The organism is Rhizobium sp. BK491 (assembly GCF_014194925.1).
In the GTDB taxonomy this organism is placed as follows: domain Bacteria; phylum Pseudomonadota; class Alphaproteobacteria; order Rhizobiales; family Rhizobiaceae; genus Rhizobium.
On record NZ_JACIAR010000002.1, the window covers coordinates 364,054 to 376,214 of the forward strand.

The window sequence follows — 12,161 nt, forward strand, 5'->3', positions numbered from 1 at the left end:
GGGGTATTGTGAAAATTCGCGGCAAAATCAATCTGCTTGTATCTGTCATGGCCGGGGCGGCGCTTATGATCGGCGTCACTGCGCTCTATGCGTTGCATCAATATGACCAGAAATTACAGAGCTACGAGCAGACGGCGAGCCGCGCTTACATGGGCGAGCGCCTGAATCGTTACGTGACCGCGGTCGTGATGGAAGCGCGCGGCATTTATGCCGCCGCTGCCGCAAAGGATTCCAAACCCTTTGCCGATGGGCTGATGGTCGATCTCGACGAGATCGACAAGGTGCTTGCAAGCTGGGCACCCCTGGTGCCGGAGATGCAGCAGCCGGAATTCACCAAGCTGCAGGCCCGTGCCCAGGAGTTTCGCGTCTTTCGAACGGAAACGGCCAGGCTCGGCGTGACCGATGGCCCGGATGCCGCCGGCAAGCAGGGCAACAACGAGGCGAACCGCGCAAACCGCAAGGCTTTTCAGGCTGAGATCGATGCGATCGTCCAGACCGACAAGGCCGAGCTTGCAAAGGCAGAGACCGAGATCGCAGCCTTTCATAGCAGCGTCCTGTGGGTCGTTCTCGGAATCATGACTGCCGGTATTGCGGCGGGCGTCGGCCTTGGCGCCTATATCGGAACCGTCCATCTGAGCCGTCCGATCCGCAAGGTGACCGATGCGATAAAGAATGTCGCCAATGGTCATTTCGATATCGAGGTGCCATTTGCCGGCCGGAAGGACGAAATCGGCGAGATGGCGGCGGCCGTCGACGTCTTCAAGGAAAACGGCAAGGCCGTGCGCCGCATGAATGCCGAGGAGGCGGCCTTGCGCGCAAAAAGCGACGAGCTTCAGTCGAGCATGTCTCTCGCAGTCTCTGCTGCCGCGGCCGGCGATTTCAGCCACCGCATCGAGAAGGACTATGGCGACGTCAACCTCAATCGTTTCGCCGGCAATGTGAACGAACTGCTTGTGAGCGTCGACACGGGTATCGGCGAAGTCCGCCGCGTCATCGCGAGCTTGGCCGAGGGAGACTTGACCCAGGCAATGAAGGGCAATTTCCAGGGCGCCTTCGCCGAACTGCAGCAGAACGTCAACGCGACATTCGAGACGCTCAAAAGCACCATGAGCGAAGTGCGCGGCACCACCGGTTCGATCAATTCCAATACCAACGAGCTCCGTCACGCCAGCGACGACCTTTCCAAGCGCACTGAACAGCAGGCGGCCGCTCTGGAAGAGACCTCGGCAGCGCTCGACGAGATCACCTCCGTCGTTCAGAATTCGACGGAACGGGCGCGCGAGGCGAGCGTCATGGTGAGCGAAGCCAAGGACGACGCGGCCCGCTCCGGCACGGTGGTTCGCAACGCGATCGACGCCATGGGACGCATCGAGCAGGCATCGGGCGAGATCAGCCAGATCATCGGCGTGATCGACGACATCGCCTTCCAGACCAATCTACTGGCGCTCAATGCCGGCGTAGAGGCCGCACGCGCCGGCGATGCGGGCAAGGGCTTTGCCGTCGTTGCCCAGGAAGTGCGTGAGCTCGCCCAGCGCTCCGCCACCGCGGCGAAGGATATCAAGGCGCTGATCGGCAAGTCCGGTAACGAGGTGCAGGTCGGCGTCAAGCTCGTGCAGGCAACCGGTGAGGCGCTGTCCTCCATCGAGGCCCGCGTGCTGAAGATCAACGATCACATTCACTCGATAGCGACAGCGGCACGCGAACAGGCAACGGGCCTGTCGGAGGTGAACAAGGCCGTCAATCAGATGGATGAGGTCACTCAGCGCAATGCCGCCATGGTCGAGGAGACTTCGGCCGCGACCCATCGGCTGGCGGCCGAAGCGGATGGCCTTGTCCAGCTCGTCTCGCGCTTCAAGGTGGACGCCGCCAATGTTTCCGCTCCCGTTCCCGCGCGCGCCGAGACGCATCGCCCGGCCGCTTCGCCGGCACGCCGCATGATCGACAGGGTCGCGACCGCCTTTGGCGGCGGGGCGCTTGCTCCGGCCGCAGCGGCGCCAGGCTGGGAAGAGTTCTGATCCGTCAGATATGAGGCTGGCTGCAGCGCCCGAGCGTCGCTGCCGGCTTCCGCCTTCTGTCAAAATCCCGAGCCGATTGGAAAAAGCTCCACAATCGCCTATTATCTAGTTTCGATCAGATCGCATCAGATCGCTTTTTAAGCGAAGCGGGACAAGTGAAATGGACAGTGGGCGGGATAAGGATGCCGTAAAGGACGGCAAGGTCGAGAAAGGCCGCCTGTCCCAGCTTTGTCGTCCCACAGGTATTTTCGGCGGCCTCTCCGGCAAGCTCCTCATCCTCACCGTCGTTTTCATTTCGATGGCGGAAGTGCTGATTTTCGTGCCGTCGGTCGCCAATATGCGGCTGCGGTGGCTGCAGGATCGGCTGAACACCGCCGCTGCCGCTGCCATCGTCATCGACGGTCTGCAGCCGGCTGAACTGCCGCGTGCTCTGCAAAAGGAGACGCTGATGGCGACGGGCACGCGGGCCATCGTTCTGCGCAAGGACGGCACGTCGCGCCTGCTGGCTACAGCCGAGATGCCGGCCGCCGTCGATGAGAAGTATGATCTCAGCGACGTGTCCCAGCTCACCGCCATCAAGGATGCGCTCGATACGCTGCTCTTCGGCGGCAATCGCATCATCCGCGTGTTCGGTCCGGTTGGCGGTGATGCCAATACGGGCATCGAGGTGGTGCTGAAGGATACCCGGCTGCGCAATGCGATGCTTGCCTATTCGACCAGCGTCTTCTTCGTCTCCATCCTCATCTCGCTGTTCACCGCAACGTTGATCTTCTTTGCGATCAATCGCATGATGATCCGCCCCATCCGCCGCCTGACGGACAGCATGCAGGCCTATTCGGACGATCCGGAGGATCCAGGCCGCATCCTTGTTCCCGACAGGGGAGGCGACGAGCTTGCCGTGGCCGGCCGCCATCTCGCCTCCATGCAGTCGCAACTGCAGAAGACCCTGAAGCAGCAGAAGAACCTGGCAGCGCTGGGCCTCGCCGTGTCGAAGATCAATCACGACATGCGCAATATCCTCTCGGCCGCGCAGCTGATGTCGGATCGTCTGGTCGATGTCGACGACCCGATGGTCAAGCGCTTTGCTCCGAAGCTGTTGCGCACCATCGATCGCGCCGTCGGCTACACGACCGAGGTTCTCTCCTTTGGCCAGACCTCCGAGTCGGCCCCACGCCGGCGCAAGATTCGCATATTCGAACTCATTGAAGAGGTGCGTGATATCCTGGCGATCGATCCGGACAGCGGCATCGAGTTCATCGTGCAGCTCAGCCCGGATCTGGAGGTCGATGCCGACAGCGAGCAGCTCTTCCGCGTCATTCATAATCTCTGCCGAAATGCCTATCAGGCGCTGATCGCTTTCGGCGAGGCGGAACCCGATAGCATCAAGCGAATCACGGTTTCGGCGCATCGGATCGGCAGCGTCGTCAGCATCACCGTCGACGATACCGGGCCGGGCATGCCGCAAAAGGCGAGGGAGAACCTGTTTACGGCCTTTCGCGGTTCCGCCCGCTCGGGCGGCACCGGCCTTGGCCTGGCGATCGCCCGGGAACTCGTCCTTGCCCATGGCGGCACGATTGCGCTCGTCGAAAAACCGGCGGCCGGCACGCAGTTCCGCATCGAAATTCCCGACCGCCCGGTATCCCTCGATGATTACCGCAGCAGAAGCCTGCAAGAAAACTGATTATTTTCAGTTATTTGACGTCGCTATGCACGAAAATTGCGATCTTTTTCAGAAATCCACTTGCATTCCCTCAAGGGAGGCTTTAGAGAACCGCCCACGCCAACGGTTTCTTCCGTTTCGGCCACGCACCCGTAGCTCAGCTGGATAGAGCACCAGACTACGAATCTGGGGGTCAGGAGTTCGAATCTCTTCGGGTGCGCCATTTCTTTATAAAGATTTGAGTTTTATATCTATCAGGTGCGGACGTACTGCGTCTTCGAGATATTCGATGTCCGGCGCATGCGCATTCTGACTGTTCTCCACGCCGATTCAGTTTCATTGCGTGGCCCCCGGCCTGTGATCTGTCGCCAGCGGCAATTCCGGCAAGAACAACAGCACGATCAGCGCCGATGCTACGATCGCCGTGCCCGTCGCGAAGGTCATGGCGATAGCGTGACGATAGAGCGCTATCGCCGCGTCATGCGCCTCGGGAGAGGCGGTGGCGAGCTGTTTCATGCCGGCTTCGGTCAGTGAAGAACCATGCATCGCGTGGAGGACGCCGCCGGCTTTCTGAACGCGATAGGCGAGAATGGCCCCCGAGCCGGTGACGCCGATGAGGCCGCCGAGCGAGCGGAAGAAGGCGAGCGTCGCCGTCCCCACGCCACGATGGACCGGGGGGAGAGCATTCTGTACCGCGATCGTCATTGTGGGCATGACGAGGCCAAGGCCGAGGCCGAGCGCAAAGACCGTCGGTTCGATGATCCAGAAGCCCTGGCTGGTTGCGGCGGCCCAGGCGAGCACGGCAAAGGCGACGGTTGCGAGGCTCAGGCCGCAGAGCTGCGCCGGCTTGTAGCGCCCGAAGCGATGCAGCAGCACGCGCCCGTTGACCATGGAGGAGATGACGACGCCGATCATCAGTGGGCCGGTGAGCAGGCCGGAATGCGAGGCGCTGACCCCCATGACCATCTGGAAGAACAGCGGAAAGAAGAGGCTTGCTCCCAGCATGCCCATGAAGGTGAGGGCGAGCACGATGCAGGCGACGACGAAGAGCCGGTTGCGGAAGAGATCGGGCGGCAGCACCGGCTCAGGCTCACGCCGGATATGCAGGATGAAAAAGACGAAGAGAACGAGTGCAAGCGCAGAAAGCCCGAAAATCTCGGGCGAGTTCCAGGCCCATTCATTGCCGCCGAGCGCGAGCACCAGCAGGAAGCTCGTCGTACAGCTCGTCAGCAGCGCCGCGCCGAGATAGTCGATGCGGCGGCTGCGCGCCTGATGCGGGCGCTTGAGTGCACGGCCGATCATGACGAGCGCAACGGCGCCGATCGGCAGGTTGACGTAGAAGATCCAGTGCCATGACAGGAGATCGGTGATGACCCCGCCGGCGATCGGGCCGATGACGCTGCAGACGGCGAAGACGGCCGCGATCGAGCCTTGATTGCGCCCGCGTCTCGCCGGCGGCACGATGTCGCCGATGATGATCTGCGCCAGCGGCAGCAATCCGCCTGCGCCGATCCCCTGGATCGCTCGGAAGATGATGAGCTGCATCAGCGTCTGCGCCATGCCGCTCAGCACCGAGCCGAGAAGAAAGATGAGGATTGCCGCATAGATCATCGGCTTGCGGCCATATTGGTCGCTGAGCTTGCCGTAGAGCGGCATGGTGCTGGTCGAGGCGAGCACATAGGCGCTGACCACCCAGGAGAGATGCGTCAGGCCCCCGAGATCGCTGACGATGCGTGGCAGCGCCGTCGCAACGATGCTCTGGTCAATGGCGCCGAGGCCGAGAACGATCATCAACCCGAGGATGACGGCGCGGATCTCGCGGCGATCGGGCGGAACGTCTGCTGCCGAAGCCAATGGCGTGGCACTACCCGGAAGAGTCGCATTCATTGCCCGATCTCCATGAGCGGTTCGATGGCGGCGCGAATGGCGTCGCGCTGCTGCGGCGACAGTTTGGCGAGTTCTGAGGCGAGCCAGTCGGTTCTCCGTCGTTTCAGGCTGCGGATGATTTCCTTACCTTTCTCGGTCGCCACCAGGCCATTGCGGCGACGGTCGCTCGGGTCCGGTTCCGAGCGGGCAATGAGGCCATCCCGCTCCATCGCCTTCACATGGCCTGAAATCGTCGGTCCTCTCAGTCTTTCCAGCCGAGCTAGTTCGGCAACGCCGATGCCTGGCTGTTGGATGATGGCGACGAGCAGCAGGGCATGCAGCGGCGACAGGTCGGCCTCGTCGCTCTCGCGCCGCAGTTGTCGATAGAGTCGATGGAGTGCAGGGCGCAAAGCCTCGGCCAGCGCGTAGGCGTCCTCGCGGCCCTGACGGCGGTCGGCTTTACCCATTACGTCTCTCACTGATAGATAGATAGGCTTCCTATCTATATGCCTATCGCGTGGCACGTACTTGCGCAAGCAATAATATTGTGAAAGATTTTCAATCATTGCGCGTTGTTCATCAGTATTGCGACTCGACGGGAGGAGAAGAGCTGTGAAACGATTTCTGACAACCGTAACAGTAACTACCTTGAGTGCACTGCTTGCCGTTACGTCTTTCGATCCGGTGGCAGCCGCCCCAATCCAGCCGCTGACCCAGCCGGCCATCCAGCAGACGGGTGAGCAGCCCCCCGGCCTGACGGAAGTTCAATACCGTCATCACAACAGGCACTATCGCGGGCGGCATCGCCCCCATTATCGTCCGCACTACCGTCCGCATCATCGCCCCGGCTACTGGCACGGCCATCGCGGCTATCGCTATCATCGCCCTGGCTATCGGCGTCATGACGGCTGGTGGTATCCGATGGCTGCATTCACAGCCGGAGCAATCATCGGCGGGGCCGTATCACAGCCTCCGCGCGGCGGCGCGCATGTCCGCTGGTGTGCAAGCCGCTACAAGACCTATCGTGCATCGGACAATACCTATCAGCCGACCAACGGTCCGCGGCGCCAGTGCGTCAGCCCGTAATGTGAAACAGATCGAAATCCCTCTCCGTTCCGCTGAGGGGGATTTCTTTCAGACTGTTGCGGGAAGGGGTGCCTTCAACCGGTCAGTTGCTCGGAAATGTCCCACAGCCGTCGCCAGATCGCCTGATCATGGGCGTGAGCGGCAATTTTGGCGCGCACCGGCGGACCTTTGAGTTCATAGAAACCGTTCGGGCCATACATGGCGCCACCTTCCGCCTCCGGCGCGGTAGCGGCGAAGAGCGTCGGCAGGGCGCCGGCTGCTGCCGATTGCGCAGCAAGCGGCTCCATCCACTTCATGGTAAGTTCAAACAGGCTTGGTCGGTCTCTGCCCATGCGGGGACCCGTGGTTTGCAGACCGGTGACGGCATAGCCGGGATGGGCGGCAATGCTCTTAAGCTTCCAGCCTTCAGCGCGTGCGATGCGATCGAGCTCCAGGCTGAAGAGCAGCGTTGCCAGCTTCGATTGGCAATAGGCGGGCCAGGGCCGATAGCGCTTGCGCCACTGCAGATCGTCGAAATTGATCCTGCCGCTGCGATGCGCCAGGCTGCTGACCGTGACCACGCGCGGATTTTCGGCCGCTGAAACCTTCGGCAGCAGCCGCATCGTCCAGGCGAAATGGCCGATATAATTGGCTCCCATCTGCATCTCGAAACCATCCTCGGTCTCGTGCCGGTCCGGAATGGCCATGACGCCGGCATTGTTGATAAGTAGATCGATATGCGGCACCGTATCGGCAATGCGATGGGCCGCGCGGCCGACGGATTTGAGGCTGGCTAGATCGAGCGCCTCGAAGGTCACGTCTGCTCCCGGTGTTGCTGCACGGATCTTGGCGATCGCCTCTTGGGCCCTGGCCTCGTTGCGTGATGCGATGACGACCTTGGCGCCGGCCGCTGCCAGAGCCTTTGCCGCCTCGTAGCCGATACCGCTGTTGGCGCCGGTAACGACTGCGATACGACCTGTCTGCGGCGGAATATCTTTCACTGTCCAGTCTGGCATTGCGGGCTCCTGTGAAGAGATTTGGCATTGCCCGTTGTATCTGGTAATTCATATACTAAATGCAAGTTTGCATTGAATGAAAATATGGAAGCGCAAAATGCGCGACAACACTTGCGTATCAGGGACTTTCAGCAGCCGGATGGCGCGGCATGCCTTTGAATTGCCATGCTGTTCGGCACTCATCATGCCTTATGGCCGAAGATTGGATTTGCGGAATGACGACAAAGACCTCATGCGCTGATTTTGTGCAGTTCTTCCGCTCCTGGGTGAGCAATCCGATGCGCGTTGCGGCAGTCGCGCCCTCGGGCGAGCGGCTGGCAAGACTGATGACCCAGGAGATCGGGCCGGTCGATGGCCCGATCCTTGAGCTCGGTCCAGGCACCGGCGTATTCACCCGCGCGCTGCTGGCGCGAGGCATTCCCGAAAACGCGCTGACGCTCGTCGAATTCGGCGAGGAGTTTGCCGTCCGCCTGCGGGGGCGCTTCCCCGAAGCGCGAGTGGTGCATATGGATGCCGCCAAGCTCGGCCAATGCGGTCTTTTCGATGGCGCGCCTTTCGGCGCTGTCATCAGCGGCCTGCCGCTACTCTCCATGCCGCCCTCGAAGGTCGCGGCCATTGTTGGCGGCGCTTTTGAAACGATGAAGCCGGGCGGGGCTTTCTATCAGTTCACCTACGGCCCGCGCTGTCCCGTGCAGAAAGCTATCCTTGAAAGCCTTGGTCTCACTGCAAAGCGCATCGGCGGCACAGTGCGCAACATTCCGCCGGCATGTGTTTACAGGATATCGCGGCAAAATCCTCTGGAGCTCTCGATCATCGGCGCCAAATATCGTAGCACCGGAGGGAAAGCCGGAATCAGCGCTTAGGAGCGAATGCCGGCAAGGCCGATTTGGGGCGGCCGAAGCGAGTGCCGGGGGTAGCGGATGGCAAAAAAGCCGGATGTCGATAGCGCGGTAAAGGAAGGCCGGCGCGAGCGCAAGCGCCGTCAAACCCGCGAACGCATCCAAGCCGCCGCCCTGAAGCTTTTCCTCGAGCGCGGCTTTGACGCTACCACGATTGAAGACATCACCGAAGCGGCCGATGTTTCCAAGCGCAGTTTCTTCGATTACTTCCCCAGTAAGGAAGAGGTCGTTGCTGCCTGGCAGGATGGTTTTGCCCGCGAGCTGATCGGTGCGGTTGCCGCGCAGCCCGAGGATGCTTCGGTCGTCGAAGTCATCGAGGCGGCCGTCAATTCTGCCCTTCGTACGGCGGTAGCAGATCCGCAAAGCCTTGCTCTGGCCGCCCTCATTCACAATACGCCGACGCTTCAGGCTCGCGATCAACTGAAATATGCCAAGCTGGAGAAGAAGCTCGCGGACGCGCTGTCTGCCCGTGGCAGCGGCGGCGAGGAGGAGCGTCTCCGCTTTGGCATGCTTGCGGCCGCCGTCGTGACGATGCTGCGCATCGGCAGCGAGCGATGGATGCGATCTCCACAGGATATCTCGGTAGAGCAGTTCGCCCGCAATCTGTTCGACGAGCTTTGGGCGGCGCTTGCCGATCTCGGGAAGCAGGCGCAGCGGCACATATGACGGCGCGAGATTAGAGCAGGGGAAGCCGCCTGATCGGCCTCGACGCATTGCATATGCCGCGATGCAGACCCATCTAGTACCGGGTCGCGACCGCATTCTCCCTCGCGAAACCCAGATTTGCCCTTAAAATCTCGGCATCCCTCCCGGATGCCGCTCATGCCAGATACATTTCAGATCAGCAAAAGGGACTATAATCATGTCAGAACTCGACGCAGCCAAGTCCGGCCAGTTCAAGATCGGCGGTGATCTCCCCGTTCATCGTCTCGGTTTCGGTGCCATGCGCATTACCGGTGCCGGTATATGGGGTGAGCCAGAGGACCGTGACGAAGCCGTCCGCACGCTGAGGCGCCTTCCGGAACTTGGCATCAATTTCATCGATACCGCCGATTCCTATGGCCCGGACGTTTCCGAACGTCTTATCAAGGAAGCGCTCCATCCCTATGGCCATGGTCTTGTGGTCGCGACCAAGGGTGGTCTTACTCGAACCGGACCGAATGTCTGGGTGCCGGTGGGTCGCCCCGAATATCTGATCCAGCAGGCGCACAAAAGCCTGCGCAATCTCGGCGTCGATCGCATCGATCTCTGGCAGTTGCATCGCATCGATTCCAAGGTGCCGGCGGCCGAGCAGTTCGATGCCGTGAAGTCGCTGCAGAGCGACGGCATCATCCGTCATGCGGGCTTGAGCGAAGTCTCGGTTGCCGACATCGAGGCGGCTTCAAAGCATTTCAAGGTGGTGACGGTGCAGAACCGCTACAATCTGGTCGATCGTACCAGCGAAGATGTACTCGACTATTGCGAAAAGCACGGCATCGGCTTCATCCCGTGGTTTCCGCTTGCCGCCGGTGATCTCGCCAAGGAAGGCTCGCTGCTCGATACTATCGCGAAAAAGCACGATGCCGCTCCGAGCCAGATCGCGCTTGCATGGGTGCTGAAGCGCAGCCCTGTGATGCTGCCGATCCCCGGAACGGGCAAGGTCAAGCATCTCGAGGAAAACATCGCCGCCGTGAACATCGCCCTCTCCGACGAGGAGTTTGCAGCATTGGACGCGGAAGGCAAAAAGGCCTTCAAGGCTGTATAAGTCGAAATTCGTTTGTCCGGTGGGCGGGTGCTGACCGGACAAGCGTCGGCGAAGGCCCTTTCCCATGCAGAAACGCCGATCACGATCATGTGAATCCTGGGATTTGGGTCAATAACGACTGCAAAATAGGCGCTGGTAAGCCCTAAAATGCCCGTATTATGCGATATTTCCGGTATCTGCAAAGAAAGCAATGCGCTGTATGCATTGCTGCATTGCGAAAGCCGATCTGTTCATGCTGTCGCAGGCGTTATATCTAATCCCTCGAAGGCAGCGCACTCCTCCTCCCAGCGCTCCTTCAATGATTGGCAACACTCCTCCTCCTCCCAGTTGCCAATCCGGATCAAGAGCCCGATGCATCCTCCTCCCGCGTCGGGCTCTTTTTTTATCTTCCCATCGTGAGTGACTTGTCAGAATGCGTCGATGCGTTGCGCCTTTGCAATGCCGCCGCGAATTAGCATCGCGTCATGTGGCCATAAGCCGCGGGAGCGGCTTGCACCGCAGGTATCCATGCGTAGAGTGGCGCGACGTTATGGCGGTATGGAAGGGTTGCATGATGCAGCGCATGGCGGGTTCGGGCCGGTGGGGAAAGCTGTTTCTCCGAACTATGGCCGTGGTTGCGACATTGTCGCTCGCCGCTTGCGGCCGCCCTATCGGGGTTATGCAGCCCATCAGTGAAAACGTGCCTGGCACATCCAAGGTCGATCTCCTCGTCGCGACGACACGCCTGCCGGACAAAGATCCGGCCATCCTGTTTTCGGGTGAGCGCGGGCCGGGGCTCAAGGTGGATGCCGTCAGCGTCTCTATTCCGCCAGAGGCCAATCGCAAGGTCGGCCAGGTGCAGTGGCCGAGCCGCTTGCCAGGCGATCCGCTGAAAAATTTCGTCACCACCGCCGTCAAGCCTTTGGCGACGGAGGCGGATGGGCGAGCCTGGGTGCATGCGGAATTGCCGAAAAACAAACGGGTGCTGATCTTCGTGCATGGGTTCAACAACCGCTATGAGGATGCCGTCTACCGCTTTGCGCAGATCGTTCACGATTCGCATGCCGATGTCGCACCGATCGTGTTTACCTGGCCGTCGCGCGCCAGCATCTTCGACTATGCCTATGACAAGGAAAGCACGAACTATTCCCGTGACTCGCTCGAGGAATTGCTGCGCCGCGTCGCCGCTGATCCGGCCGTCGGCGATATCACCGTCATGGCGCATTCGATGGGCAGCTGGCTCGCAGTCGAATCGCTGCGACAGATGGCGATCCGCAACGGTCGCGTTGCGCCGAAGATCAAGAATGTCATCCTGGCTTCGCCCGATCTCGACGTCGATGTCTTCGGAAGACAGTTCGCAGCACTCGGCAAGGACAAGCCGCATTTCACGCTGTTCGTCTCGCGGGACGATCGCGCGCTTTCACTCTCGCGTCGCATTTCCGGCAATATCGACCGGCTCGGACAGATCGACCCGACAGCTGAGCCCTATCGCAGTGAGCTGGAAAAGCAGGGGATTACTGTGCTCGATCTCACGAAGCTCAAAACCGGCGATGGTCTCAATCACGGCAAGTTCGCCGAAAGCCCGGAAGTGGTGAAACTGATCGGTGCGCGGTTGATTGCCGGCCAGACGATCACCGATTCCGATGTCGGCATCGGCGATGCCGTCGGAGCAGTTGCCATGGGTGCTGCCCAGACGGTCGGCAGCGTGGCGGGTGCTGCCGTCAGCGCTCCGATTGCCATTTTCGATCCTCGGACGCGGGCGAATTACGGCGAGCAATGGCGTCGCGTCGGCGCATCGGCCGGCAATACGGTGGGATCTCTGGGCGATAGCGTCGAGGCGACCGGCAGCAATGTCGGCGAAGCATTGCGTCAATAATGCTATCATGATCCGATCCGGAGCAGCCGCATTCATCGTTG

The 12,161-nt window shown here is 60.9% G+C and carries 10 protein-coding genes and 1 tRNA gene; 8 read left to right on the top strand and 3 right to left on the bottom strand.

Annotated elements, in window-relative coordinates; genetic code table 11:
- Window positions 1-8: 8 nt before the first annotated feature.
- The 3 genes from FHX05_RS09670 to FHX05_RS09680 all read left to right on the top strand — a co-directional run bounded on the left by FHX05_RS09670 (window position 9) and on the right by FHX05_RS09680 (window position 3,898).
- The gene (locus FHX05_RS09670; RefSeq protein WP_183871411.1) at window positions 9-2,015 is read left to right on the top strand and encodes a methyl-accepting chemotaxis protein; all 2,007 of its coding nucleotides are present in this window, start codon (window positions 9-11) and stop codon (window positions 2,013-2,015) included.
- Window positions 2,016-2,175: 160 nt separating this feature from the next.
- On the top strand, window positions 2,176-3,696 hold the full coding sequence (locus FHX05_RS09675) for a HAMP domain-containing sensor histidine kinase (protein WP_183871412.1): 1,521 nt from the start codon (window positions 2,176-2,178) through the stop codon (window positions 3,694-3,696).
- Window positions 3,697-3,821: 125 nt separating this feature from the next.
- Window positions 3,822-3,898, top strand: a tRNA-Arg gene (locus tag FHX05_RS09680).
- Between the two features lie 113 nt (window positions 3,899-4,011).
- Here FHX05_RS09680 and FHX05_RS09685 read toward each other — a convergent pair.
- Window positions 4,012-5,562: an MDR family MFS transporter gene (locus tag FHX05_RS09685; RefSeq protein WP_183871413.1), complete on the bottom strand. Its 1,551-nt coding sequence runs from the start codon at window positions 5,560-5,562 to the stop codon at window positions 4,012-4,014.
- The gene (locus tag FHX05_RS09690) at window positions 5,559-6,008 is read right to left on the bottom strand and encodes a MarR family transcriptional regulator (protein WP_183871414.1); all 450 of its coding nucleotides are present in this window, start codon (window positions 6,006-6,008) and stop codon (window positions 5,559-5,561) included. Before FHX05_RS09690 ends, FHX05_RS09685 begins: the two co-directional genes overlap by 4 nt.
- A gap of 286 nt (window positions 6,009-6,294) precedes the next feature.
- Between FHX05_RS09690 and FHX05_RS09695 the strand changes: the two genes are divergently transcribed.
- Window positions 6,295-6,627, top strand: coding sequence for a BA14K family protein (locus FHX05_RS09695; protein ID WP_246698926.1), 333 nt, complete (start codon window positions 6,295-6,297; stop codon window positions 6,625-6,627).
- A gap of 74 nt (window positions 6,628-6,701) precedes the next feature.
- Here FHX05_RS09695 and FHX05_RS09700 read toward each other — a convergent pair whose 3' ends face one another.
- Window positions 6,702-7,622: an oxidoreductase gene (locus tag FHX05_RS09700; RefSeq protein ID WP_183871415.1), complete on the bottom strand. Its 921-nt coding sequence runs from the start codon at window positions 7,620-7,622 to the stop codon at window positions 6,702-6,704.
- 215 nt (window positions 7,623-7,837) lie between these two features.
- Here FHX05_RS09700 and FHX05_RS09705 point away from each other — a divergent pair, with 215 nt between their 5' ends.
- The 4 genes from FHX05_RS09705 to FHX05_RS09720 all read left to right on the top strand — a co-directional run bounded on the left by FHX05_RS09705 (window position 7,838) and on the right by FHX05_RS09720 (window position 12,120).
- Window positions 7,838-8,485, top strand: coding sequence for a methyltransferase domain-containing protein (locus tag FHX05_RS09705; protein ID WP_183871416.1), 648 nt, complete (start codon window positions 7,838-7,840; stop codon window positions 8,483-8,485).
- Window positions 8,486-8,542: 57 nt separating this feature from the next.
- On the top strand, window positions 8,543-9,187 hold the full coding sequence (locus FHX05_RS09710) for a TetR family transcriptional regulator (RefSeq protein ID WP_183713241.1): 645 nt from the start codon (window positions 8,543-8,545) through the stop codon (window positions 9,185-9,187).
- Window positions 9,188-9,383: 196 nt separating this feature from the next.
- Complete coding sequence (locus tag FHX05_RS09715; protein WP_183871417.1) at window positions 9,384-10,265, top strand: aldo/keto reductase; 882 nt, start codon at window positions 9,384-9,386, stop codon at window positions 10,263-10,265.
- A gap of 550 nt (window positions 10,266-10,815) precedes the next feature.
- Window positions 10,816-12,120, top strand: a complete 1,305-nt coding sequence (locus FHX05_RS09720; protein WP_112609444.1) for an alpha/beta hydrolase — start codon at window positions 10,816-10,818, stop codon at window positions 12,118-12,120.
- The last annotated feature ends 41 nt before the right edge of the window (window positions 12,121-12,161 follow it).